We start from the raw sequence: 23,027 nt of genomic DNA, 5'->3' as shown, positions 1-23,027 counted from the left end.
CCCTTATTGGATTCTGGATTAACCGCCAGCAACTGCTGGAGTAATATCACCATAGATAAACGCTTCTGGACGATAAACCGCCAATGCCAGGCGCTCTTCAGCAAGAATGGTTACTAAGTTCTTAACGAAATCGTCTTCGTTCTCAGTTGCCACCTCTACACGAGACTGCCAGCGATCAAAGATTTGAGCACCCATTGAGAAGGCACCAGTCAGGAATTTACCCGCAGCAATCGCCTGTGTTTCTGCAACCGGAAGACCCCACAGAGTCGGGTTTAAGTTGCCTTGTGGATTGCCAATGATGTACTGACCAGATGTGTCTTTCAGGGTTTCGATTGCAGCCCAGTCAATCGGGTTTAGCACATGGCCGCTCGCAGGGTATTCAGCAAGAATTGCCTGAAGCATTGCGAAGCGCAGAGTATCGAGCTTGCTTTCTGCGGTTGTGGCTACTCCGGTGGGGCGAACATACGCAGTTGCTTGTGGAATAATACCAAGCAAGTTTTGACCAGTACCGTCACCGTTCAGGATCTGCTGCTCTTCTTTGAAAGCAAGACCATAACGTAAGCGACCATCGATATAAGACTGCAATTGCGATGCGTCATCAAGAATCTGACGCGATGCCTTCATGTAGTGAGCGATAACTTTTGCGGTAGTCGATTTCAGGTCAAATTTAATGTCAGACTGCGGCTTTAATGCACCTTCGGCCACCATGTCAGCAGCATTTACAAAACCAGTTTCTTGAACGTATTCAAGCGCGTTACCATCCATACGACCCTGCATTAAGAGGTCACGGATTGTGAGCTTGCGGTCAGGCGGTGCAATAATGCCTGGAATGCGTGTGGTTTGAACCAGATCACCAGCCGAACCCGCAGCATCCGTGGTTGCTGAAGTAATGGTGGCTTTAATTTCAAGGTTTGCTTTGCCGCGCTGACCAGCTGAGCCAACCAATGATTTGAATTGGTCAGATTCTACAAACTGACGGCCTAGAGATTTAACTTCTTCTTTGCCATCCTGTGGGCGACGCGCCATTTTTTGCTCAAGTTCATCAAGTCGAGCTTTAGCTTCATTCAGCTTTGTAATTGCTTCATCAGCAGTTTGTTTTGCAGTTTCAGAGATTTTATCATTGTGCTCTGCCTTGCCTTTAAACTCTTCAGCAATGCCTTTCACATGATCCACTTGTTTTTTGAACTCTTGAGCGAGCACTTCGATTTGATCAGTCATTTTGACTTCCTTTTAAAATATTAAGAGCATTTAAAATTGATTTCGCTTGGAACTTTTCATCTTCAGACTCGCTCAAAAGATGGCGCAAACCCTTGCCAGCGATTGCAGTGGCTTGCGATTTTGAAAAGCCTGACTCTCTCAGGAACTTTTCAAATTCTGGTAAAGATGGCAGTTCGCCTTCTTCTAATTTAGATTTCACAGAGATAACTGTGCTTTTTTCATTGGCTGGCGTGGTGACAATTGAGATTTCACCTAGATCCAATTCAATCAGTTCACGAATATCTGTGTTTTCGTTGTAGCTGGATTTAACCGTGCGGTATCCAATGCTTAAACCATCGATTGCGCCAGCCTTCAAAAGTGCGTGTGTGGATTTGGCTTTTGGAACATCGTCAACCAGTAATTTGCCTTCGACATACAAGCCTTTTTCATCTTCAATCAGCTTGGTGTAGACCCCGATTGGCTCATTGGAACTATGATTCCAGAGTACTGGTGGGAATTTCCCCTTTTCAGTCCATTTGGCCAGCGTATTTTTGAAGGCGCCCGGCAGAATAATGTCGTTGTACCAGTCGAGATTTCCAAAAACCGCACCATAGCCCGAAAAAAAACCGTCCTCTTGGACGGCTTTAATATCTAAATTAAAACTTTTTCTATTCATTTGTTTCACCTTTTTCGGTGCCAAGTGGAACCATTTGCATCTGAACCATTAACTTGTCTGCGGTTGGATCATCCGCTCGTGGCATATCCTCAAGCTCTCGCACTTCATTGCGGGTATATAAGCCGTTCTGAGTCATCTTCACGTAGAAGTCAGCTCTTGCTGTATTGTTGGCACGTAGCAACCCATCAACCGCAAATTTAGGACGATAAAGATACTTCTCGTGTGGTAGCAACAACTTCCGAGCGATTGTTTGCTCATATCGAACCAGTTGTGGGTTTAATGAGTAAGTAAGAAAGCCCTGATTGGTTTGCTCTAAGCTTGACGCCCATGAACTAGCTTTATTTGTATGCCCGATCAACTGAGGTGGCACACCAAAAGCCCGACAAATTTCCTCAATGCCGAAATAACGACTTTCAAGAAGCTGAGCATCAACTGGATTGATTCGAATGTTTGAGGCGCTGGAGACTTTCATCCCTGCCTCAAGAATCATGTACTTCCCAGCGTTTTCAGGAAGACTAAAACTAGCCAAGCCTTTGCGCATTTTTAAACGCTGCTCATCAGTTAAGGTTCTCTCACCAGTTTCAAGAAATCCGCCGACCTTTAAGCCATTTTTGAACCAGTCCTGTGCCTGATTGTTTGCATCAAATTGCATACCAATCGTTTGTGCAAAAAACTGAATTGCCGATAAGCCTACATAACCATCCAAGGTAAAGCCCTTAAAATGCAGAATTTCATCATCGGTATAGATCTTAACTTTGCCGTTTTCCGTGTAATGGTATTCAAAGCTTCCATCTTTCAGGCGCTTTTTAACCATTTCACTAGGAAATAATGGCTCTAAAGAAATAACACTACGATTATTGCGGCGAGCAATATAACTGTACGCATTACCCCATAAATCCAGACACGCTGACTGAATCTGCCAAAATTCACTGGCACACATGTCTGCATTGGGTGAATCATGCAAGATTCGATACAGTTCATGGTCCTTGGCAATCTTTTTTTCAGTGTCGTATAAGTGAAGTGGCAATGTTGAAATAGTTTCAGCACGTAGTTTTACGCACGCCCAAACTGCCGACAACTTCAACGATGTTTCAGGACTGACCACCGCGCCACCAGAAGACATGTAACTATCTACCGGATAGGAGGAATCCCCTTTCTTTAATTGAGTTTTTCCAGTCAATCGTGACCAGAAGCGAGACCAAAATCCCGTGTCTTGTAAGTCGCTCATGCTATCACGATGTCCTCTAAATATCCGTCAATGTCATAATTATTAACTTCCGGTGCCAGGCTCATTAGTGCCACTGCGTTAAAAGTCGCAATCAATGGATCAATCTTCCCAACACCTGACTCCTGTTTGCTGATCATCATGCCGTTACCCTTTACAACTGCACGCGCATTACCAACACACCAGGTCATCAATTCTTGTCCAGCGTGGTAAAGATTGCCTTCTGCCAGTTTTCGTTCTGTGGTGAGGATATAGCCCATCAACTTAAAGCCTTGAGCTACTGCAATCATTTTGTCTTCAGGAATACCTGCATCGAGCAAACCATCCAGCAGACCGCCCAAGCCAAGAGGATCAAGACCAATCTTGTCGAGCTTGCCAGAGTCGAAGCATTTCTTTGCAATGGCTGCCAGCTGGTCAATGTCATCACCAATACGCTCAACAATGGTCAGGCTGCCTTCTTTTTCATAGTCAGCATACTTTGGCGCGTTCTCTTTGCGCCTTTCGACTGCGGTTTTATTGCACCAAGCATGGTTCCAGAGCCACCATTTACGGCTTTTTGCATGCCGACCAAGTACAGCAAAGCCAAGCAAATCATCCAGACCGCCACCATCGATACCACAGGTAATAACGTCCGACTTTTCAATAATGTCGTCGAGTGTGAAAACGTGTTTTTGTTTCAACCAATATTCAGCACCAGCCCAGCGATTGGCTCGGAGGTTTAGGCCAATTGGTACATTTAGGTGTTTGGCAAGGAAGTCGCGCAGAGATTCTTCGCCAGCATCTTTAACCTTCTCAAATTCGTTAATCAGGTAATCCAGATCAACCGATGCGCCCAAGTTTGGATTGGTGACATAAAAGTTTTCAGGTTTTAAGTGTTCACCTGCCTCAAGCATCCACTCAGGAAACTCGTAAATCAGCGGCAAGAACTGAGGATTGACTTTTACACCGTCCCGAATATCACGCGCATAGTCCAGCAATTGCTTAAATACACCGCATGGCACTTCATCTGACATGGTAGACAGATAAATCACACAACCTTCAGGACGTGATGCCAAGCCACCCTTTGCCTCACGAAACATCGATTCAGCGCGAGGTCTTTTTCCAAACACCCAAATCTCATCGATCAGGATAATTGAGGCCTTTTTACCCGCAGCCGCATCACTCTCAGCAGCAATTACTTTTAAAGTCGCATTGGTTCCCAGGTGGGTAACTGTTTTGGTGTGCTCGGAAATATTAAACATTTCCTGCAACTCAGGATCAGCCCTAATAAAGTCCCGGATCGGGTTAAATGAGTTGTCTGCCACTTCTTTTGTGGGAGCAAGCAGGATTAACTCTGCCGACATTCGATCATTCAAGATCAATGCGGTCATCATGATGCCGGCTGCAATTGTCGACTTGGTGTTCTTCTTGGAGATCAGCAGGAAGAATTCACGAATTAACCGCTTTTTCTGTACTGGATCGTAAGCTCCAAAGATTGCCCGGACAAACTCAATCACCCACTCACGCGTGACTTCGCCCATTTTTGGGCTACCCATCACATCGACCAGGATTAATTCTTTAAAAATCCGCTCTGCTACATCGGCCACTTCCGGGAAAAGTGGCTCACAAGGCATGAGTGACTTTTTAGCGACAATACGCTCCTCCCAGTCTGGAAGAGATGTCGACCATTCTGGGAGCATTGCTGACATAAATTTAACTCATTAAAAAACCGCCTCGATGGGCGGCTCTTAAAGTGGTTTTAATTCGATATTTATTCTGGCTTGGTATTCGTAGTTGGTGGCATCCTCATCTAAGCACCACTCAACGCTTAGCACTTCATACCGCTTTTCCTTGAATACACAACGACTAGCAACCTGTGGCACCTGAGTGAGGATCCGTCGCGCAAATTGATGTGTCTGACCATCAATAAAAAAGTTAACTGCAAACTTATCTGGATATAACATTCTAACTTCTCAACTGTGAGCCCAATGTTCCAAATTTCCCGCCTTGAGTAGCCTTTTTGGCTTCGTCGGCTTTGGTTTCTTTTTTGCCTTTCTCAGCGACTTTGCCATGGAAATATGGAAGGGCTGCTTTTGCTGCGTCCATTCGCAATTTCATATCTTCAACCGGATCAGTCCAGATTTCTTCCAGAAACTTTAGCGGGTCAGCACGGCTGCCAGCAGTTTCAATGTCTTTTTTTGTGATGATTGGTCTTGGTTCTGGTTTGGTTTCAGCTTTAACCTCGGTGTTAATTTTGAGTCTTTCAATGTGCGCAACCACATCGGGGTCTTTAGCCAATCTTGACCCGGCTTGCGAAGCTGTTTCGGGGCTGTAACCCGCGAAAATAGCAGCTTCTTTGTTATCGGCGCCATCATGTTTGGCTTGGGCAAATGCCTTCTTTTTTGCTGTTAAAGCCATATACCCTCCTTTAACATATTTGCGAAATGGGAAATTTTTTTATAAGTGAGATCGGGGGCGGTGTCCGCTGGCTCAAGGCTTCAAACTTTTTGACTCCCCCCTGCCTATTCACTCGCGTGAAGCCGCCTCAACAATATCATCGATTTCCATTGCACGTTCACGCAGCGCTTCTCTTGCATCACTAGGGATTCGAACATCGAGCTGCATGCCGCGCATGAAGTTGGCCACAGACTCTAGCTGCTCTAACAATTCCTCATTACTCATTGCTTACTCTCTCTATTTGTTTTTGATTTATGGCATGGCACGCATAAGCTTTGTAAATTCTTCTCATCATCCGTACCACCTTGAGCCACATTAACGACATGGTCTAACTCAAGCTCCATAGTCACACGACCACATGAGCAGCAGGTCCACTCATCACGTGTATGAATCTTCTGCTTGAGTCTGCGCCATGGTCTACCACCACGACCTTGCCCCCAATTATTCTTAGGTGGTCTCGGTGCCTTCGGTGTCATCGCCTGTAGTTTGCTTTGCAGTCTCGGTAGCTTCACAATCATCCATCCAAATACCGTGACTTAGGCTCATCTTCCTCACCACCTTCCAACTGAATCAACAGCTCATTGATCTGAGCATTCTGTTCATTGTTGATCTGGATGAGTTGGTTGTTTTGCTGAATCAGCTGATTGCTCTGTTCGACCAGCTTTAAAAGTAAGTCGTTCGATACACAATCGCATTCTTTCTTTTGATCGCTCATATTGTTTCTCTATCCATTTGCGTCTTGCTTCACATGCTGCACAGGTCATTGCTGTACGTCCAGTAGCCATTGGATGTTCTGTATTCTTTTGTCCAGGTCACGAATGTGCGAGTGGACCAGATTCTTTAACGCGAACGGCGCTGTGTTACTTGCTAGCGCCTTGCACCACTGTTCACGCTCGTTCACATATTCTTTTAAATTCTGTTTTATTTCGTGTCGGTTTCTGGCCACGGTTATCCCCTTAAAAAGAAAAACCGCATCAAATCTCCCGATTGATGCGGTTTTGTGTACTGGCCTAGCTACATCGGCCTAACTGGAGAATTTATTGTGTTTTTGTCTTTTCACATTTCCGGCACTCAACCTGTCGGAAGATGTCGGATTCATAATCGTAAGCATGAATGCAAAATAGTCGTTTTAAGAATCGGAGCATAGCAGTCTCCTGTTTAGGAATCTGGGTGGCGGCTATAGCCATCTATAACACTGAGATTAAAGAAAACCGCCATAGGTGCCTTGATTTTGCTTTCACAGGCATTTCTCAAGGCAATAAAAAAAAGCCCACTGATATGTGAGCTTTTAAACCGGTCGTCTGTGTGACACTTCGACCATGATAAAGAGAATTTATCACATTGCTGCCGGCAGTCAAGATTTAATCAATTAATCTGCTTCTTAAAAACGAATGTTTGGACACTATGCGGATAATGCCGTTCATTTTATCTCTGGTGACTGCAAACCGCGACATGTTGTAGCGGTGCGCTATTGTTTCTTCACTCATACCATCAATGTGATAGTTCACCACGATCTGAACCCACTTTTGTGCCTTAGGCGTTTCTGTCTGGGAAATGTGCTTGACCAAAGCTTCAATTGCTTCCGCTTCATCATCCGTAATATTACAACGGGGTAAAGCACGGCGGCGGTTGTCGCTTTTTACGCCTTGAGCCATGTCCAGAAGTTTCCCCATTATGCTATTCGCACCAAGGTTTTCATATCGGCAACCAATTAAAAGCCAAGCCCCGTATTGCTCAAGCCACTGCTCAATGTCCCGTTGTTTCCAGTCAATTGCCACAGAAAAGTGTGGCCGCGCTGTTGTTGTACTCATTTTCAAAATTCACCTTAAAAATCGCTAAATTTCTTGTAGTGACGTTAGTGACGTTATTTATTCATTTTTCAGGAAGTAGCTAATATATATAAATAGAACTTCCTGAAAATCGCCCTTAAAACGTCACTAACGTCACTTTCCTTATTTCCTAACCACTACGAACACGTAAAAAACTGCAAACATGCAAAAAATTACGCGTTCAACGCCATAAACCGATTATTTCGTTTCCGTAAAATCTGCAGAAAGGGGGTCAACTACCACACGTAAACCTGTGAAAAACCGTTTACCACCGGTAGACCGCACCAACGAATATCGACTTGCCAAACGACGCCCAAGCGCTCGAGCCGTCGGTATATAGCGCAATTCTTTGCGCGCTTCGGCATATTGTTGCCAGCTCAACCAAAGATTTTGGGATGTTTCCCGGAAGTCACCTTCTTCGCAGCATTCACGGATCCAGTCAGAAAGGAGGTCCATATCTTCCCGGTACTCCTCCCGAGCTTCTTTGGTTTTCTTCGGTTCGTTCAGACCGTGTTGCTGGTATTCCAGAGCACCCTGGACAAGCCAGGCAAGAACGCCTTGCAACTCACCTTTTAACTTTTCACTACGGCTCGGGTCTTTCTTAACCGTCGTGTCCTTATCGTAGTTTCTGGTGAACGGCACCATCATTAAACGGCGCCAAATACCATGGTCACCACCTTTAATGATTGGCTTATGGTTGGTCGGCATGACCACTGTCCAGGTCGGTGTGAATTCGACTGAAACCTTGGAATAAAGGCCACGTGCGATGATGGATTCGCCACCGGTCATGGATTTGACCAGACCTTCTTTCATTTCCTTGTTTTCATCAGGCTCACCGACATAAACGAAACGGGCACCTCGTAAACGAAGCAAATCCTCACGGGCACCACCTGCACTGGACTTGCCTTCACCTAAGAAAGTTTCAGCTGGTGTCATTTTGGCGTAATCGCCCAAGGCTTTAAAAACCGTGGTCAAAACGGTGGATTTACCGTTTGATCCATCTCCGAAAGGAATCACAATTAGGTTTTCCTTTGGATTACCTAAAATGGCGTAACCCATTAGGCGCTGGAAAAAGTCCGCCATTTCCTGGTCATTGTGGAACGCCTCAAGCACGGTCTTTTTAAACAACGGGCATTTCGCTTTAGGGTTATATTCAACGCCAGTGCTATACGTGATTAGCAAATCTTGAGACGGTGGAACCAGATCACCGGTGCGCAGATCCACAGCACCATTCGCACAGCCCAATAAATACAGATCACTATCCAGTTCTTTAATCGGCACCAAGACTCGCGGATCTGATTGTGCTAATCGAACCATGTTGGTGACCATGTAAGCCTTCTGGCTGGCCGCACAGAATTGATAGAACTCCGCACGTTGGGCATCGTCATCAATCTTTTTGGCTTCATCACCTAAAGACAACACGGTTTGCTTTGCGTACTGCTCAATAACCATATTGACGCAAGGCTCCCAATAAACTGAGTTCCAGCGATACCAGTTACCGGTTTCAGCAACGAACATGATTTCATTGCCGTACTTGTCCAGCATGCGCGAAGCATTGCCGAACTCGGTCATCGGTAGTTTTTTGGAATCATCGAAAGCAACTTGTACTTTTTTACCGCCCATTGCGATATTGATTTCACGAGTTGTCAAACCAACGTCTGAAATTTGTTTGAATTGCTTGCGAATCAAACCTGACAATTCAGCACGCAATGCCAAGTCAGTACCTGCGATCTGTCCTGCTTCTTTGGCGATTTTCTGCAGCAGCTCCTGGGTATCTTCACAAGAAGCAATCAGCTTTTTGACATCGGCTAAAGCTTGTCGTTTTTCAGCTCTGACCTTTTCCTGTTTAGATTCACGACCTGTTTTAAGTAGCCAGTGGGCTGTAACGATGCTTGACCCAGTTTGGCTAAACGTGGACCATCGGTAGCCGAGGTCATCAGTCGAAGAATAGTTGGATGCCGTAGCGCTCCATTCGTCCCATAAGTTGAGTGCTTCGTCACTGCCATTGAATTCGTGGTGCAAAGACATACCAACGCGAAGCCAAGTTTCAAAGTCCTCATTATCAATGTATTCAAGATATTTCTTTGCATCCCCAATTTCCCAGCCAATCGGCATAGTGGTGTTCATTAAAATGTCGTCTTCATCTTCAAGTTCGCTTGAAGTTAAAGTGCCAACCTTGGCCTTACTATTTTTGACACGGACAAGACCGTGCTTCTGGGCCATTTCTTCGAATTTTTCTACAGCCGCAGCAATCTGCTCTTTGGTAACGACCGGCAGTGTTTCCGCTGAAAACTCAGTCAGACCGCCAAAGAAGTCTACCCATTCGTATGGCTTGCCCGTATCCGGATGCACATGGTACGCAACGAATTGCTGACCGCGGCCCAGGACTTCCAGGCGTTGCTTCACCATTTCTTTAAACGGTTTTTGCGATTCCTCAGGAGCAGCAAACCATGCCGAAGTTGACTTACCCCAGTTTGCTTCTTCCGCACGGTAGACCATCAACATCTTCGGCGCTTTACCAACACGCTCACAGCTCACACCTAAGTTATCCCGGCACCATTCGGCATAGTCCTCTGCCAGTGCTTCATCGAGTACGTCAATGTCCACTGCGCAGATGGGGAATTGCCCCTGTCCAGTTAAAACCCCGATACCGCAATTCGGATATTTAAGAAGGTCAGTTGCCGTGATACGCGCATCCTGCCAGTCTTTTAATGCAGGGCGTTTTTCACCCTGCTTGATCGGAACGACCATATAGTTATATGCGAGAAGTTTTTTACCTTGCTCACGGAAATTTGTCATGGCTGTAAAAACTCCTCATTAAAAGACACTGATTTTTGAGAAGGACACTTCGAGCAAACGAAAGTCCGGCGAGCATCGCCCGCTGCAGTTGCTTCTTGCCAATTGTGTTTGCAGATCGGCACAAGCTTCTTCGCTGGTTCATCCAGCGCCATCAGAAACATCAGACAGCAGATTGCATGGGCCAGATGGTGTTCCCCGGATTCCGGATCCGCAGATTCACCATTCCACCAGGCGTCCAGATGGCGGTGTGCCGCATCGAAATATCGAGTACGGGCATTTTCCACCTGGCGCCAGTTGCCTTCCGAATACTTCTTGGCACCGAATTCCAAAACGTTGATTACCGGCGGCAATACGCCACCCGGTATTAATGAGAAACGCGGCTTTTCGCCATCGAATTTTTTACCTTCACTCATCGGGGCCTAGCTCCATTTTTCTGCCTTTGACATTGGCCGGATTGCATTCTGAAAGGATCTCTTCACGAGAAAAAAGGAAGTCGCTTGCTTCTGCTAACGCACCGGCATAGTCGGTTTCGCCGGTGTAATCAGTGCGAGGCAAGTGCTGCTGCTTAATCCAGCGGCCGATAACCGCAGCGGTGACACCGCAAGCCTCCCCTGCTTTCACCTGTCCGCCAATCTTGCGGACTACCTTTGCCAATACTGTTTCATCTTCAAACATAGAGAACCTGTTACTTATACAACTAATATAAGCAGAATCTTATACCATTAGTCTAAGAAAGCGCAATCAGGTAAAAATAAATATTTAGGTAGCGGCTTATACATAATGTATAATTAATAAAAGATAAGACGTTTTTCTTTTAATTAGACTTACGAATCACGCAACCGGTTAAGAGGCACGCTTGTTTTTTGGGCGATAAGTTTAAGGGATGGGGCGAATGACTACTAAAAAGTATGTAATTAATGAAGATGCGCTTAAAACTAACCACGCGGAGATTAAAGATGGCGTAATGAACGTCGCAATAAACTCCCGCCCACTTACCGGGATCGCCGCCAGGATTGAGCAGGCAAAGGACTATAAAGCTGCCAAAATTGGTAGAAAAATATCCTGGTCGGCATTAGCTCAAGAGGTTGGATTAACGGTCACAGCCCCGAACAACTGGAAGAAAGGAAGAGTCAGCAAAGAGACCCTAGAGAAAATCGCAGAGTACACCGGTACTGATTTCACTTGGCTAGTCACCGGCGAAGGTGAAATGATCAGCGAAGTGAATAAAGCACGCACGGCTTTAGGGTACATCGCCGGAACAGGCATAGGCGGAATAGCAGCTGGCGCAACATTAGGCGCTGTTGCAGGACCAATAGGCCTCGCCGCAGGTGCAATTGCCGCGACGGCATTTGACGCAATTGGTAGAAAAATTAGCGATACACGGTTGCAAAAAGCACTTGAACAATTAGAAAATGAAAACCCTAATCTGGTTGATGAAATTAAGCAAGATATTGAATCTGCTGTAGAAAAACAATTAACCAGTGACATTAAAAACGTTCAAAAAATCCAAGAAAATGGCATCAGGTTAGTCCCATTGATTAGTTTTGTTCAAGCCGGAAGTTTTAAAGAAGCCGTATTAAACGCGCAAGATCAGTTCGTAGCAACGTACGCCCATGACCTCGGGAGGTACGCATTTGCCCTGGAAATTGTCGGGGACAGTATGTATCCAGAATTTAAGCCAGGGGATAAAATTATCGTCGATCCGGATGTCAAACCAATGCCCGGCGATTTCGTAATCGCACAAAACGATGGCCACGAAGCAACATTCAAAAAATATAAGCCGAGAGGCTTTGATGAAAATGGCCGCGAGTATTTTGAATTAATCCCGATCAACGATAATTACGCGAAATTAGACTCCCGATTCCAGAACATTCAGATCATCGCAACTGTGATTGACCACATAAGAAAATTAAGAAGATAGTAAAAAAGATTTAGAAGACCGCCCGCAATGGGCGGTTTTTTATTGCCTATACAAAAATAAATGTAAATAAATATCAATGGTATATGAAATATTTTGATCTTTGGTATAAATTTTCCTTGCATCGGTTTAGATTCATATTTATATTTGCCTCATAACATTTTTACTGATGGTATAAGAAAATGATTCAAGACGTAAAAAACTGGCGCGTAGCAATGTGCCAATCCTTCATCGAAGCAGGCAAAACCACTGCGGAAGACATCATCGCCGAAGTAACGAAGCTCGAAGACTTCGTTTTTGGCAAACAGGTCGGCGAAGCGCAATTTGAACCTGTATTGACAGAAGCGCCAGTCGCATCGGTTGTAGAGGAACAATCGAGTCAGGTGCGGGATGAATTGCAGGATGCTGAACAAACTGACGCTCCGACTTTCACCGCTGATGATGTGAAAAGCGCACTGATGCAAGTTGCCAAAAAATCACGTAGCGAACTGCAACGCATCCTATCGCACTTCGCTGTTGCAAACGTTTCTGCAATCCGTCCGGACCAGTATGCGGCAGTAGTCGCAATGACTGAAGAAACTCTGGAGACAGCAGATGCGTAACCACAAACTTGACCAGCTTTGTGCAAAACGTCTGCAAGCGTCGGATTTTGCAAAACCAAAGCACCAACCGCTTTTAACACGCGGCGAATTGATCACCGCAATTTTAATGATCCTCATCGTAGCCAGTGCAATCAGCTACATGACGTTCACCACCTACTATGGTTAAGGAGCTGAAGACATGGCACATGCGAAATTCAGCCCATCTGCTGCCCACCGTTGGTTATCGTGCCCAGGCAGCATGATCATGGAAAAAGACATGGCAAATACTTCATCGGCGCATGCCGACGAGGGAACCGCAGCTCACTTCCTGGCATCTGAATGCCTGGAACGCGACCGCAACGCAACTGACTTTTTGAACTGCTTCATCGTGATCAAAAAAGGCAATGCGGAATGGGACCAGGAAGCAGCAGAAACCCGTTCTGGCTTCATGGTTGACCTGGAAATGGCCGAGTTCGTTCAAAAGTACGTGGATGCGGTTCGCTCGCAAGCCGAAGGCAATGAACTGCTGGTCGAACAGCGAGTGAATTTCTCAAGCTTTATTGACGCTGAGAATGCTTTCGGCACTGGTGACGCGATCATCATCGGGCAGACAGAAATCCAGATCCACGACCTGAAATATGGCCGCGGCGTAAAGGTCGATGCAGAAGGCAATGAGCAATTGAAATTGTATGCGCTGGGTGCGTTAAGCGATTTCGGAATGTTCGGCGATTTTACCCATGCACGACTTGTTATCCACCAACCGCGATTAGGTCATGTATCTGAATCGGTGGTGACAATCGAAGAATTATATGACTTCGCGCACCGTGCAAAAAACACAGTGCAGATGATCAAAGCGATTGATGCAGGTACGGCCCTTTTCCAAGAAAAGGACATGTTGAACCCGGGCGAAAAACAATGCCACTGGTGTAAAGCAAAAGCCTCTTGCCCTGCCCTGACCAAAGCTGTGATTGAAACCGTGGCAGGTGAATTTGATGATCTAAGCGCGTGTGATTTAGAAGCTGAACTCAAGCAAGCAGTAGAAGACGTACCGCAGCATGAAAACCAGACGCTGGCGAAGCTATACGCAGCACTGCCGCTGATCGAATCGTGGTCTAAAGCAGTATCCATTGCGGTGACTGACAAATTACACGGCGGTGAGCAAGTTCCAGGTTTCAAATTGGTTCAAGGCCGTGCAGGTAACCGCACCTGGTCAAATGCAGAAGAAGCCGAGCAAGTGCTGAAAGGTATGCGCCTGAAAGTCGAAGATATGTACGACTTAAAACTGATTTCCCCGACCAATGCAGAAAAGCTGCAAAAGGCCGGTGTCATTGGCCCACGCCAATGGTCAAAAGTTCAAGACCTTATTGTGCGTCCAGACGGAAAACCAACTGTCGCACCTGAATCCGATAAGCGCCCGGCGCTTGAAGTAAACCCATTCAACGATTTTGAAACTGTTTAATTAAAGGAAACAAACACATGAAAGCAAAATTAACTAACGTTCGCTTAGCGTTCCCGAAACTTTTCAAAGCTGAATCTGTAAACGGCGGCGAACCGACATTCAGCGCAGCTTTCCTGATGGCACCAGACCACGCTGCTGTTAAAGAAATCAAAGCCGCAATTGAAAAAGTCGGTGAAGCGAAATGGGGCGCTAAATGGCCTCAAATCAAAAAAGGTCTGGAAGCCCAGGACAAATTGGCTTTACACGATGGCGATACCAAAGCTGACCTTGCGGGCTATGAAGGCAATATGTTCATCAATGCCAGCAACAAAACCCGTCCGTTAATCATTGACCGCGACAAAACCCCGCTGGACTCAGCAGATGGCAAACCGTACGCCGGTTGCTACGTGAACGCATCGATTGAACTGTGGGCACAAGATAACTCTTTCGGCAAACGCATTAACGCTTCCCTGCGCGGCGTGCAATTCCTCAAAGACGGTGACGCCTTCGCTGGTGGCGGCGCAGCTTCTGAAGATGAATTTGACGACCTGGCTGCAGATGATTTCGCAGACGATCCGCTACTGGCTTAATCCCAAACTGCCCTGAGCAATCAGGGCAACCCTTTCCGACAAACCCAAAGTGAGAATTAAAAATGAGCGCAAAACCTACTGATGTATCTGATTTTATCGGTGAATTAAACGCCGGAGTATTCGAAAAGCAACTCGGCGCCATCTTGACCGATGTGGCGGCCGGTGTAATCGCAAACGGCAAACAAGGTGAAGTCACTATCAAGCTGAAAATCAAGCAAATCGCTGACACCAGCCAAGTGAACATTGCCCATTCACTGGATTACAAAACGCCGACTTCTAAGGGCCATCGTGCTGAATTGGTCGAAGGTGCAACCCCAATGCACGTACTGCACGGCGGCGGCATTTCAATCATGCCGAATTCTGCCAAAGCGCACGACTACATGGACTAATCAACCTCTTTCCAACCATAACTTAACTAAGAGCAAAACCTATGGAACAAGCAGCAGTAAAACAAATCGCGGATTTAGCGGTAGCAGCACAAGCAAATCTACCCGTGCAGGTAAACGGTGCGGCGTCAATCGCTATTTTGCCGGAAGGCTTCAAACTTCACAGCACGGAACGTTTCAACGACGGTCGTGACCGCTACCGTGGCGCGTACCAAACCAGCTCAATCTCTTCTTTCGTTGAGTATGTTGGTTATCGCAACGGCAGTAATGATGAAAACGTGCAAACGTACATCGAGACTACCCGCGGCTTAAAGGCACGTACTTTCTTAAACCTTGGGGACGTTTTCACCCCGGGACACGGCGATGACACTGCAACTTTGACTTTAGAAAAGAAAGCTGAATTTGCACGTTTCGAAGGCATAAACGGTAATCGCATTCGCCAGCAGCAACTGATTGACATCGTTGATGACTGGGCTGATTTCCTCTCAGCGCACACCGAACAGGGTGAAGTCGAACTGGACAAAGCGATTCGCGCACTGCGCAAAGTAAAAATCACCAAAGGTTCGGAATTAGACAGCCAAGTGCGCGATTTCGGCCACCAGGTGAGCGCTTTGGAAAAACTAGAAGCAACCGGTGTTGATGAAAATCTACCGCATTTCTTCCTTTTGCACACCGAGTGCTACCACGGCCTGAATCCTCGTAGCGTGAAATTATCGCTTCGTATTTCTGCCAATAACGATGATGCGCCTGGTTTTGTACTGCGCATTGTTGGTGAAGAAGCGTTGAACGAATCTTTGGCGGACGAGTTCAAAGGCATTCTGACTGAAAAATTAGCCGGCCAAGGTCGCATCTTCCAAGGTGAATTTACTCCTTAATCCCAAATCTCAGCACCCGCTTCGGCGGTTGCTTTGGGAAATAAATGTATAGCTGACCCTCTGCGTTTATTTCACCAAAGCAAAAAGGAAATTTAAATATGCAACTCGAATTATTCCTCGACCTCGAAACGTACAGCGAAACGCCGATTAAAAACGGTACGCACGCCTACGCCGAAAATGTCGAAGTGATGATTTTCGCATGGGCGTTAGGTGAAGGCGAAGTACAGGTCGAAGACTTAACAGCGGGTCCAATGAGCAAAGAGCTAGATGCCCTGCTCCGCAACCCAGATGTGAAATTGCTCGCGCACAATTCCGGATTCGACCGTACCGTATTGCGCCATGCGATGCCTCAGTACGATCTGAAAATTGAACGCTGGGAAGACACCATGGTCCAAGCGCTGAGCCATTCTTTACCGGGCGGCCTCGATACCCTGTGTGAAATTTTTGGTATCGAAGCGGACAAGGCAAAAGATAAAGCCGGTAAGCAACTGATTCAGCTTTTCTGCAAACCGCAGCCTGCCAACCGCGTACACCGCCGCGCTACCAGTGAAACGCATCCTGAAAAATGGGCTGAGTTCCTGGCTTATGCCAAAAACGATATTTTGGCCATGCGCGAACTGCGTAAAAAAATGCCGAAATGGAACTATCGTAATTCGGAATTAGCGCTCTGGCATCTGGACCAGAAGATTAACGACCGCGGCGTGAGCATCGACCTTGACCTTGTGCAATCTGCTATGGAAGCAGTTGCGCAAGCCCAGAAGGTTTTAGCACAACAAACAAAGGAAATGACCAATGGCGAAGTTGAAGCAGCCACGCAACGCGATGCACTGCTCAAACACATTCTCAGCGTGTACGGAGTCACGCTACCCGACATGCAGAAAGCAACACTTGAGCGAAGACTTAATGATGAGTCGATTCCAGTTGCAGTACGAGAACTTATTGCAATCCGTTTACAAGCCTCGACTACGAGTACAGCCAAGTACAAAGCACTTAGTTTGGCTACAAACTCCGATGGGCGTCTCCGCGGCACTTTGCAATTTAACGGAGCATCACGCACCGGCCGATGGGCTGGCCGCACCTTCCAACCCCAAAACCTACCTAGACCGGCACTTAAGCAGGACGATATTGACTTCGGAATCGAAGCCTTAAAAGCAGGCTGCGCCGATCTATTTGTGGATAACGTGATGGAACTTACTTCCTCTGCTATCCGCGGCAGCATCGTAGCACCAAAAGGCAAAAAGTTTGTCATCACGGACTTATCGAATATTGAAGGCCGCGGATTGGCTTGGCTCGCTGGTGAAGAATGGAAAAACCAAGCGTTCCGCGATTTTGACGCTGGTAAAGGCCACGACCTTTATAAAGTGGCGTATTCCAAGTCGTTCAACGTACCGCCTGAAACCGTGGATAAAGAACAACGCCAGGTCGGTAAAGTCCAAGAGTTGGCATTAGGGTATGAAGGCGGTGTCGGCGCATTCCTAACTTTCGCAGCAGTATATGGTCTTGATCTTGATGCCATGGCGGAACTGGCACTGAACAGCATCGACCGCGGCGTATTGAATGAAGCAATCCGAGCGTACGAATGGCACAAAAAAGAACGTCGCAGCACCTTTGGCTTAAAGCGCGACACATGGTTAGTTTGCGATTCGTTTAAACGCTCGTGGCGATATGCACACCCGAATATCTCTGCGTGGTGGACTGAGCTAAAGAACACAGCGATCAAAGCATTGCTCAATCCGGGTAATTCATATCTATGCCGCAAGGTTGTACTGATGAAAAAAGGCAATTGGCTTTTGATCAAACTGCCAAGCGGTCGCTTCCTTTGCTACCCGGCAGCTCGTGTTGAACAAGACGGCCGCATTTCTTATATGGGGATTTGCCAGTACTCCCGTAAATGGAAACGTCTGTACACCTATGGCGGAAAGCTGGCGGAGAACATCACACAAGCATTTTCCCGTGACGTACTGGCATACAACATGCCGAAAATCGAAGCAGAAGATTACGAAATTATTTTATCGGTACACGATGAAGTAATTACCGAAACGCCTGATTCACCTGAATTTAACCACGAACACTTATCCAAACTGCTTGCTGCTAATCCCCAATGGGCCAGCGATTTGCCATTGGCAGCAGCGGGTTTTGAATCTTATCGCTACAGAAAGGACTAATGAAATGGAAAACATTGAACTTGAAATCCCTATGCAACTGCTTGCTGCTTCAACAATTTGTGCTGCAGTAAACGATGTGCGTTTTTACCTGTGCGGTGTTGCGATCGACAAAGGCCACATCGTGTCTACAGATGGCCACCGTGGTTTTGCATGCGCGCTCGAAAATGTGAGCAAAGAATTGCCCCAGATCATCATCCCGACTGAATCAGTAAATTACTTTTTAAAGAAACTCCCGGCCAAAAACCGCAAAGGAGATTGCCGTTTAATCTTCAATCCGAGAACACGTGAAGGTGAATTACGCTTCGACCCCTTAACCGTTAAAGAATCTTTTGTCGGCCACGATGCGAAGTACCCGGATTGGCAGCGCATTTTCCCGCGTGCAGTTGAGCCCGAGTACAACGGTATCTACCCACAATTTAACTGGTCGTACGTGCAGGACTTCCAAAAAGTACAAAAAGCGCTCGGTGGCAAGGGGTTACTCGCGCTTTTACATCCTACCGGTGCGAACTCAGCAGCTTTGGTTACTTTTAAAGAAACCAATTTTGACCATGCCAAAGGCGTGGTAATGCCTTTACGTGCTTAACCATGCGCGAATCACAAATTGAAAAAGCCCTGGTGCAGCAAGTCAAAGCACTAGGCGGTGAAGTAAGAAAAGTTAAATGGATCGGTCGAAATAGTGCCCCCGACCGGTTGGTGATGATCAAGGGCAATTCGTTTTGGGCAGAGCTTAAAGCACCAGGTGAAAAACCTACTCCTGCCCAAGCACGTGAGCATGAACGCATGCGAAACATGGGGCAACGAATTGAGGTGATCGACTCGATTGAACAAATACAGGATTTACTGAAATGAAAAACAAAATCAGCGACGTGCACAATATTTTAATGGCACAGCTGGAACGCCTAAACGATCTGACAGATAAAGACGGTGAAGAGCTGCCCGATGCGGAAATCGAAATGCGCTTTAAACAGGCAAAAATGGTTAACGATACCGCCGCGCAGATCGTAGCAGTAAACCAGCTGGTGATTGATGCTCAGAAGTTGCTGCCGCCAGAAAGCCGCACAGTTCCAAAGCTAATTGAGGGTTAAGACATGGGCCGTCCTAATCAGTATTCGGCTGAAGAATTGGCTTTTGTAGAAGCCAATCACAAACGTCCGCGTACCGAAATGTACGCTGAGTTCGTGGAAAAGTTCGGCCGTACTGACGTTACCCTGTACGCGATGAACTCACTGTGCAAACGTAACCGCTGGCTGACCGGTCGTAAATCAAAAGGCGGTTCACATTACGCGCCGGAAGTAATCCAGTTCATAAGCGATAACCGCGATATGCCGCGTAAAGAACTGGTTGCCACGGTCAATGAAAAGTTTGGTCTATGCATGACCTATGTAGCACTCGTGAATCTGTGTACTCGCCGCGGATTTAGCTCAAAGCGCACCGGACGTTTCGGAGAGCATGAAGGCTGGCGCAAAGGCGTCAACTTCGTCACTCAGCCAGTCGGGTACGAAACCAAGCCGGATAAACGCGGCAGAGTCTATATCAAAACAGCAATGCCGAATGAGTACCGCTTAAAGCATCACGTAATTTACGAAAAGCATTATGGACGTATCCCGGAGCACCACGTGATTAAGTTTAAAGACGGCAACGATCAGAATTTTGATCATGAGAACCTGATTGCTATTCACCGTGGCGTTACGGGTATTTTGGCACAGCGATATAAACATCACACAGCCGACAATGACGTAAAACCGCTGCTTTTAACCATGGCCCAGATTGATCACAAGATTTACCAGAAGGAAAAGCAAGATGCCTAAAGGAATTCGGTTAGTTTACACCGACGAAATGGTCGAATTTCTACACGCACATAAAACAATGTTACGTGAAGAGATGACCGTTCTTTTCAATAAAAAGTTCGGAACAAATATCAGTCGCAGAGTGTTGAGTCGTAAATGCGAACGTATCGGGGCCTTAACCGGTCGCACAGGTCGCCTTGAAAAAGGCCATAAGCCTTGGAATACCGGCACCAAAGGTTTGATGAAAGCAAACGCTACTTCTTTTAAGAAAGGGCAAACGACCTGGAATAAAAAACCGGTCGGCTATGAACGTGTTACCCGCGATGGTTATGTAGAAGTAAAAGTCGCAGAGCCGAACAAATTTGAACTGAAGCACCGTCATATCTGGCAGCAGGCCTACGGGCCTATCCCGAAAGGCCGGGTGCTTATTTTCAAAAATACAAATACGCAGGATTGCCGACTTGAGAATCTGGAACTGATTTCCAGGGGCGAATTAGTCCGACTAAATCAGTCATACAAGCACTTGGTAACCCCTGCAACAAACGAAACCTGTATTGCGATGGCCAAAGTGAAACACCGCATCCACCAATTTGAAAAAGGAAAAGCGTGATGGATATCGAAAAATTAAAAAAACGCTGTGGATACGATGGTAAGCCGCAGCAATTCAAATACGGTTTTGATTTAGCTTGTCGTGAGTTAGCCAAAACTCAAGCGGTGCCGGAAGGGTTTGTTTTGGTGCCAAAAGAGCCGAATCGAGAATTCAAAGACAGACTAAGAAGCTATTTAGATAATTTATGGATGGGTGATCATGGTTGTGATTGGGACTATTTTGTTGATGCTACAGCAATTAAGCCGAATGAAATTTGGTGGTTCATGATCGAAGCACAGGAGCAAAGTCATGACAGCTAAAATCCTAGACCCTTGCTGTGGCTCTCGCATGATGCACTTTGATCGACAAAATCCAAATGTAGTATTCGGGGATATTCGTACAGAAAAACACATTTTATGTGATGGTCGCTCTCTTGAGGTATCGCCTGATATTGAAATGGATTTCCGTGATATGCCATTTAATGATGGTCAATTTAAGTTAGTGGTTTTTGACCCGCCACATTTAATCAAAGCAGGCAAGCAATCTTGGTTAGCTTTGAAATACGGAAAGCTGCAAGAGGATTGGCGCGAAGATATTCGAAAAGGTTTTGCTGAGTGTTTCCGTGTGTTGGCCAATGATGGTGTGCTGATTTTTAAGTGGAACGAAACGCAGATAAAAGTCAGTGAAATTTTGGGATTAACAGAACAAAAGCCAGTTTTTGGACATATCAGTGGAAAACGAGCAAATACGCACTGGATTACTTTTATGAAGGATGTATGCCATGAACGCTAAACCTTTCACTCCTCGCCCATACCAAGATGCGATTATCGAGCACATTCTCGATAATCCGCGTTGCGGTGTCTTCGCAGGCATGGGGATGGGCAAGACTATTTCGACACTGACAGCACTTGAGCTGCTGGAAATGTTCGAACCCGGCCCTGCTCTGGTCGTTGCGCCTTTGCGAGTTGCAGCTAGCACATGGCCGGACGAAGCTTGCAAGTGGCAGCACCTGGAGAACTTTAAGATCGTTGCTGTTGTTGGTACGCCCAAAGAACGTGAAGCAGCACTTCGCCAGAAAGCACATGTTTATACAATCAACTATGAAAATCTGCCGTGGTTGGTTGAACACCTGGGCAGCAAATGGCCCTTTACCAAAGTGGTTGCAGATGAAAGCACAAAGCTAAAAGGTTTCCGTGTAAGCCAGGGGTCAAAACGTGCCAAAGCGCTGGGCAAAGTTGCTCACAAATACGTGAAGCGCTTTATTGCTCTAACCGGTACGCCTGCCCCGAACGGCCTTAAAGATTTGTGGGGCCAAGTATGGTTTTTAGACCGCGGTAGTCGCCTTGGCACCAGTTTCAATGCCTTTACTGCGCGTTGGTTCCAGACCATCCAGGTCGGCGCAGATCGACACGCAATTCAGCTTGTACCTTTTAAACACTCGCAAGATGAAATCCACGGAAAGCTAAAAGACATCTGCATTTCGCTTGAAGCTAAAGACCATTTCAACATAGACGAACCAATTGTGAACGTCATTGAGGTTGAGCTGACCAGCAAAGCACGAAAAGTTTATGACGAAATGGAAAACGAAATGTTCATTGAGCTTTCAGACTCCATTGAAGTCGAAGCATTTAACGCAGCGTCCAAAACAATGAAGTGTTTGCAGATTGCCAGTGGCGCACTTTATACCGATGAAAACGGCTCATGGGAACCAATTCACGATCTGAAATTGCAGGCTTTAGAGTCGATTATTGAAGAGGCCGCAGGCATGCCAGTGCTCGTTTCATACCACTGGAAAAGCGACCTTGAACGTTTGATGAAGGCTTTTCCACAAGGCCGACAACTGGATAAAAACCCGAAAACAATCAGCGATTGGAATAAGGGGAAAATCCCGGTGATGTTCGCACATCCGCAGAGTGCAGGCCACGGTCTGAATCTGCAAGACGGCGGCAATATCCTGGTGTTCTTTTCCCATTGGTGGAATCTCGAAGAGTACCAGCAAATTATTGAGCGTATCGGGCCGACTCGCCAAGCACAAGCCGGGCATGACAGACCGGTATTTATCCACCACATCGTAACCAAAGACACGATGGATACCGTGGTTATGCAGCGCAGAGAAAGCAAACGCGAAGTACAGGATTTATTAATGGAGGCAATGAAAAAGAAATGTGCGTAATTGAGAAAGGCAGTGATTTACCTGAAGAAGTGGTTTTGAGTTTGGGAGAGATGGGCTGATGGGAAAATATATCGTCGTTGTTGAATCCGATACGCCCCCTCGTTTCTATCTGGGAGATAAGATCGGCAATGCCACAATCGTTGAAGTGAAACGCGAAGAATTGCCGAATCGGGTTACCGCAGCATGGCTTGCAGAACGCTTTAACCTGTCACGAAAAACAATCATCGAAAAGGTCGGTGAATTTAACAAGGGATCAGAAAACAAACACCTTTATGACCCTAAAGAAGTCGTACCGATACTGGAAAATATGCATCTCGTATCGGGTAAACGAAACTCAAGACGTAAAAATTAAAAAGGGCCTAG

30 protein-coding genes are annotated in these 23,027 nt (G+C 46.4%); 17 read left to right on the top strand and 13 right to left on the bottom strand.

The annotated features are described in order from the left end of the window. Positions 1-18: 18 nt before the first annotated feature. The 13 genes from F905_RS02945 to F905_RS02885 form a co-directional block, all read right to left on the bottom strand. Entirely contained in the window at positions 19-1,218 is a 1,200-nt protein-coding gene (locus F905_RS02945) for a phage major capsid protein (protein ID WP_005176932.1), read from the bottom strand. Beyond that, a complete protein-coding gene (locus tag F905_RS02940; RefSeq protein WP_005176930.1) occupies positions 1,211-1,873 on the bottom strand; it encodes an HK97 family phage prohead protease in 663 nt (220 codons plus the stop codon). Before F905_RS02940 ends, F905_RS02945 begins: the two co-directional genes overlap by 8 nt. Then, the gene (locus F905_RS02935; protein ID WP_005176928.1) at positions 1,866-3,101 is read right to left on the bottom strand and encodes a phage portal protein; all 1,236 of its coding nucleotides are present in this window, start codon (positions 3,099-3,101) and stop codon (positions 1,866-1,868) included. The genes F905_RS02940 and F905_RS02935 overlap by 8 nt, the downstream gene beginning before the upstream one ends. Beyond that, positions 3,098-4,786: a terminase large subunit gene (locus F905_RS02930; RefSeq protein WP_005176927.1), complete on the bottom strand. Its 1,689-nt coding sequence runs from the start codon at positions 4,784-4,786 to the stop codon at positions 3,098-3,100. The genes F905_RS02935 and F905_RS02930 overlap by 4 nt, the downstream gene beginning before the upstream one ends. Before the next feature lie 39 nt (positions 4,787-4,825). Next, entirely contained in the window at positions 4,826-5,041 is a 216-nt protein-coding gene (locus F905_RS02925) for a hypothetical protein (RefSeq protein ID WP_005176925.1), read from the bottom strand. Position 5,042: 1 nt separating this feature from the next. Continuing rightward, on the bottom strand, positions 5,043-5,495 hold the full coding sequence (locus F905_RS02920; RefSeq protein WP_005176922.1) for a terminase small subunit: 453 nt from the start codon (positions 5,493-5,495) through the stop codon (positions 5,043-5,045). A 108-nt stretch (positions 5,496-5,603) separates the two neighbouring features. Next, complete coding sequence (locus F905_RS15475) at positions 5,604-5,759, bottom strand: hypothetical protein (protein WP_005176920.1); 156 nt, start codon at positions 5,757-5,759, stop codon at positions 5,604-5,606. After that, positions 5,756-6,010 (bottom strand): HNH endonuclease, encoded by a 255-nt coding sequence (locus F905_RS02915; protein ID WP_219605493.1) that lies wholly within the window; start codon positions 6,008-6,010, stop codon positions 5,756-5,758. Before F905_RS02915 ends, F905_RS15475 begins: the two co-directional genes overlap by 4 nt. Positions 6,011-6,048: 38 nt before the next feature. Beyond that, positions 6,049-6,249, bottom strand: coding sequence for a hypothetical protein (locus tag F905_RS02910; RefSeq protein ID WP_005176917.1), 201 nt, complete (start codon positions 6,247-6,249; stop codon positions 6,049-6,051). Between the two features lie 646 nt (positions 6,250-6,895). Next, positions 6,896-7,345, bottom strand: a complete 450-nt coding sequence (locus F905_RS02900) for an antiterminator Q family protein (RefSeq protein ID WP_005176913.1) — start codon at positions 7,343-7,345, stop codon at positions 6,896-6,898. Positions 7,346-7,561: 216 nt separating this feature from the next. Beyond that, positions 7,562-10,162: a phage/plasmid primase, P4 family gene (locus F905_RS02895; RefSeq protein ID WP_005176906.1), complete on the bottom strand. Its 2,601-nt coding sequence runs from the start codon at positions 10,160-10,162 to the stop codon at positions 7,562-7,564. Further along, positions 10,159-10,575 (bottom strand): dATP/dGTP diphosphohydrolase domain-containing protein, encoded by a 417-nt coding sequence (locus F905_RS02890; RefSeq protein ID WP_005176904.1) that lies wholly within the window; start codon positions 10,573-10,575, stop codon positions 10,159-10,161. The genes F905_RS02895 and F905_RS02890 overlap by 4 nt, the downstream gene beginning before the upstream one ends. Continuing rightward, positions 10,568-10,837, bottom strand: coding sequence for a helix-turn-helix domain-containing protein (locus tag F905_RS02885; RefSeq protein ID WP_005176902.1), 270 nt, complete (start codon positions 10,835-10,837; stop codon positions 10,568-10,570). The genes F905_RS02890 and F905_RS02885 overlap by 8 nt, the downstream gene beginning before the upstream one ends. Positions 10,838-11,054: 217 nt before the next feature. Between F905_RS02885 and F905_RS15570 the strand changes: the two genes are divergently transcribed. The 17 genes from F905_RS15570 to F905_RS02805 all read left to right on the top strand — a co-directional run bounded on the left by F905_RS15570 (position 11,055) and on the right by F905_RS02805 (position 23,016). After that, on the top strand, positions 11,055-12,083 hold the full coding sequence (locus F905_RS15570) for a helix-turn-helix domain-containing protein (RefSeq protein ID WP_005176900.1): 1,029 nt from the start codon (positions 11,055-11,057) through the stop codon (positions 12,081-12,083). Positions 12,084-12,262: 179 nt separating this feature from the next. Continuing rightward, the gene (locus tag F905_RS02875; protein WP_005176899.1) at positions 12,263-12,682 is read left to right on the top strand and encodes a hypothetical protein; all 420 of its coding nucleotides are present in this window, start codon (positions 12,263-12,265) and stop codon (positions 12,680-12,682) included. Continuing rightward, positions 12,675-12,848, top strand: a complete 174-nt coding sequence (locus F905_RS15355; RefSeq protein ID WP_005176896.1) for a hypothetical protein — start codon at positions 12,675-12,677, stop codon at positions 12,846-12,848. The genes F905_RS02875 and F905_RS15355 overlap by 8 nt, the downstream gene beginning before the upstream one ends. 12 nt (positions 12,849-12,860) lie before the next feature. Further along, positions 12,861-14,120: a DUF2800 domain-containing protein gene (locus F905_RS02870; RefSeq protein ID WP_005176894.1), complete on the top strand. Its 1,260-nt coding sequence runs from the start codon at positions 12,861-12,863 to the stop codon at positions 14,118-14,120. 17 nt (positions 14,121-14,137) lie between these two features. Beyond that, complete coding sequence (locus F905_RS02865; RefSeq protein WP_005176892.1) at positions 14,138-14,689, top strand: DUF2815 family protein; 552 nt, start codon at positions 14,138-14,140, stop codon at positions 14,687-14,689. A gap of 62 nt (positions 14,690-14,751) precedes the next feature. Next, positions 14,752-15,078 (top strand): hypothetical protein, encoded by a 327-nt coding sequence (locus tag F905_RS02860; protein ID WP_005176885.1) that lies wholly within the window; start codon positions 14,752-14,754, stop codon positions 15,076-15,078. 41 nt (positions 15,079-15,119) lie between these two features. Then, complete coding sequence (locus F905_RS02855; RefSeq protein WP_005176882.1) at positions 15,120-15,950, top strand: DUF2303 family protein; 831 nt, start codon at positions 15,120-15,122, stop codon at positions 15,948-15,950. Between the two features lie 98 nt (positions 15,951-16,048). Further along, entirely contained in the window at positions 16,049-18,115 is a 2,067-nt protein-coding gene (locus F905_RS02850; protein WP_005176879.1) for a DNA polymerase, read from the top strand. Between the two features lie 4 nt (positions 18,116-18,119). Further along, positions 18,120-18,698, top strand: coding sequence for a beta clamp domain-containing protein (locus F905_RS02845; RefSeq protein ID WP_005176876.1), 579 nt, complete (start codon positions 18,120-18,122; stop codon positions 18,696-18,698). 2 nt (positions 18,699-18,700) lie between these two features. Further along, on the top strand, positions 18,701-18,964 hold the full coding sequence (locus F905_RS02840; RefSeq protein WP_005176874.1) for a PDDEXK family nuclease: 264 nt from the start codon (positions 18,701-18,703) through the stop codon (positions 18,962-18,964). Next, positions 18,961-19,200 carry a hypothetical protein gene (locus tag F905_RS02835; protein ID WP_005176872.1) on the top strand — a complete coding sequence of 80 codons (240 nt, stop codon included), beginning with the start codon at positions 18,961-18,963 and terminating at the stop codon, positions 19,198-19,200. Before F905_RS02840 ends, F905_RS02835 begins: the two co-directional genes overlap by 4 nt. A gap of 3 nt (positions 19,201-19,203) precedes the next feature. Further along, positions 19,204-19,923: an HNH endonuclease signature motif containing protein gene (locus F905_RS02830; RefSeq protein WP_005176866.1), complete on the top strand. Its 720-nt coding sequence runs from the start codon at positions 19,204-19,206 to the stop codon at positions 19,921-19,923. Further along, complete coding sequence (locus F905_RS02825) at positions 19,916-20,512, top strand: HNH endonuclease signature motif containing protein (RefSeq protein WP_005176864.1); 597 nt, start codon at positions 19,916-19,918, stop codon at positions 20,510-20,512. Before F905_RS02830 ends, F905_RS02825 begins: the two co-directional genes overlap by 8 nt. Beyond that, positions 20,512-20,811, top strand: coding sequence for a hypothetical protein (locus tag F905_RS02820; protein ID WP_005176863.1), 300 nt, complete (start codon positions 20,512-20,514; stop codon positions 20,809-20,811). The genes F905_RS02825 and F905_RS02820 overlap by 1 nt, the downstream gene beginning before the upstream one ends. Next, a complete protein-coding gene (locus tag F905_RS02815; protein WP_005176860.1) occupies positions 20,801-21,283 on the top strand; it encodes a TRM11 family methyltransferase in 483 nt (160 codons plus the stop codon). The genes F905_RS02820 and F905_RS02815 overlap by 11 nt, the downstream gene beginning before the upstream one ends. Further along, complete coding sequence (locus tag F905_RS02810) at positions 21,273-22,664, top strand: DEAD/DEAH box helicase (RefSeq protein ID WP_005176858.1); 1,392 nt, start codon at positions 21,273-21,275, stop codon at positions 22,662-22,664. Before F905_RS02815 ends, F905_RS02810 begins: the two co-directional genes overlap by 11 nt. A 58-nt stretch (positions 22,665-22,722) precedes the next feature. Then, a complete protein-coding gene (locus F905_RS02805) occupies positions 22,723-23,016 on the top strand; it encodes a hypothetical protein (protein WP_005176856.1) in 294 nt (97 codons plus the stop codon). Positions 23,017-23,027: the final 11 nt, after the last annotated feature.

The sequence above is a fragment of the Acinetobacter sp. CIP 53.82 genome, from assembly GCF_000369465.1.
Classification (GTDB): Bacteria; Pseudomonadota; Gammaproteobacteria; order Pseudomonadales; family Moraxellaceae; genus Acinetobacter; species Acinetobacter indicus.
Note: the sequence above shows the minus strand (reverse complement) of the source record. Positions and strands in the feature narration are given on the sequence as shown.

Excerpts from the sequence above, each read along its gene's own strand:
- F905_RS02935 (WP_005176928.1), bottom strand. The coding sequence starts at position 3,101 with ATGAGCGACTTACAAGACACGGGATTTTGGTCTCGCTTCTGGTCACGA.
- F905_RS02825 (WP_005176864.1), top strand. The coding sequence starts at position 19,916 with ATGCCTAAAGGAATTCGGTTAGTTTACACCGACGAAATGGTCGAATTT.
- F905_RS02890 (WP_005176904.1), bottom strand. The coding sequence starts at position 10,575 with ATGAGTGAAGGTAAAAAATTCGATGGCGAAAAGCCGCGTTTCTCATTA.
- F905_RS02925 (WP_005176925.1), bottom strand. The coding sequence starts at position 5,041 with ATGTTATATCCAGATAAGTTTGCAGTTAACTTTTTTATTGATGGTCAG.
- F905_RS02835 (WP_005176872.1), top strand. The coding sequence starts at position 18,961 with ATGAAAAACAAAATCAGCGACGTGCACAATATTTTAATGGCACAGCTG.
- F905_RS02855 (WP_005176882.1), top strand. The coding sequence starts at position 15,120 with ATGGAACAAGCAGCAGTAAAACAAATCGCGGATTTAGCGGTAGCAGCA.
- F905_RS02920 (WP_005176922.1), bottom strand. The coding sequence starts at position 5,495 with ATGGCTTTAACAGCAAAAAAGAAGGCATTTGCCCAAGCCAAACATGAT.
- F905_RS02870 (WP_005176894.1), top strand. The coding sequence starts at position 12,861 with ATGGCACATGCGAAATTCAGCCCATCTGCTGCCCACCGTTGGTTATCG.
- F905_RS02940 (WP_005176930.1), bottom strand. The coding sequence starts at position 1,873 with ATGAATAGAAAAAGTTTTAATTTAGATATTAAAGCCGTCCAAGAGGAC.
- F905_RS02840 (WP_005176874.1), top strand. The coding sequence starts at position 18,701 with ATGCGCGAATCACAAATTGAAAAAGCCCTGGTGCAGCAAGTCAAAGCA.
- F905_RS02830 (WP_005176866.1), top strand. The coding sequence starts at position 19,204 with ATGGGCCGTCCTAATCAGTATTCGGCTGAAGAATTGGCTTTTGTAGAA.
- F905_RS02815 (WP_005176860.1), top strand. The coding sequence starts at position 20,801 with ATGACAGCTAAAATCCTAGACCCTTGCTGTGGCTCTCGCATGATGCAC.
- F905_RS15475 (WP_005176920.1), bottom strand. The coding sequence starts at position 5,759 with ATGAGTAATGAGGAATTGTTAGAGCAGCTAGAGTCTGTGGCCAACTTC.
- F905_RS02845 (WP_005176876.1), top strand. The coding sequence starts at position 18,120 with ATGGAAAACATTGAACTTGAAATCCCTATGCAACTGCTTGCTGCTTCA.
- F905_RS15355 (WP_005176896.1), top strand. The coding sequence starts at position 12,675 with ATGCGTAACCACAAACTTGACCAGCTTTGTGCAAAACGTCTGCAAGCG.
- F905_RS02850 (WP_005176879.1), top strand. The coding sequence starts at position 16,049 with ATGCAACTCGAATTATTCCTCGACCTCGAAACGTACAGCGAAACGCCG.
- F905_RS02915 (WP_219605493.1), bottom strand. The coding sequence starts at position 6,010 with ATGACACCGAAGGCACCGAGACCACCTAAGAATAATTGGGGGCAAGGT.
- F905_RS02945 (WP_005176932.1), bottom strand. The coding sequence starts at position 1,218 with ATGACTGATCAAATCGAAGTGCTCGCTCAAGAGTTCAAAAAACAAGTG.
- F905_RS02895 (WP_005176906.1), bottom strand. The coding sequence starts at position 10,162 with ATGACAAATTTCCGTGAGCAAGGTAAAAAACTTCTCGCATATAACTAT.
- F905_RS02930 (WP_005176927.1), bottom strand. The coding sequence starts at position 4,786 with ATGTCAGCAATGCTCCCAGAATGGTCGACATCTCTTCCAGACTGGGAG.
- F905_RS02875 (WP_005176899.1), top strand. The coding sequence starts at position 12,263 with ATGATTCAAGACGTAAAAAACTGGCGCGTAGCAATGTGCCAATCCTTC.
- F905_RS02820 (WP_005176863.1), top strand. The coding sequence starts at position 20,512 with ATGGATATCGAAAAATTAAAAAAACGCTGTGGATACGATGGTAAGCCG.
- F905_RS02860 (WP_005176885.1), top strand. The coding sequence starts at position 14,752 with ATGAGCGCAAAACCTACTGATGTATCTGATTTTATCGGTGAATTAAAC.
- F905_RS02810 (WP_005176858.1), top strand. The coding sequence starts at position 21,273 with ATGAACGCTAAACCTTTCACTCCTCGCCCATACCAAGATGCGATTATC.
- F905_RS02900 (WP_005176913.1), bottom strand. The coding sequence starts at position 7,345 with ATGAGTACAACAACAGCGCGGCCACACTTTTCTGTGGCAATTGACTGG.
- F905_RS02910 (WP_005176917.1), bottom strand. The coding sequence starts at position 6,249 with ATGAGCGATCAAAAGAAAGAATGCGATTGTGTATCGAACGACTTACTT.
- F905_RS02885 (WP_005176902.1), bottom strand. The coding sequence starts at position 10,837 with ATGTTTGAAGATGAAACAGTATTGGCAAAGGTAGTCCGCAAGATTGGC.
- F905_RS02805 (WP_005176856.1), top strand. The coding sequence starts at position 22,723 with ATGGGAAAATATATCGTCGTTGTTGAATCCGATACGCCCCCTCGTTTC.
- F905_RS02865 (WP_005176892.1), top strand. The coding sequence starts at position 14,138 with ATGAAAGCAAAATTAACTAACGTTCGCTTAGCGTTCCCGAAACTTTTC.
- F905_RS15570 (WP_005176900.1), top strand. The coding sequence starts at position 11,055 with ATGACTACTAAAAAGTATGTAATTAATGAAGATGCGCTTAAAACTAAC.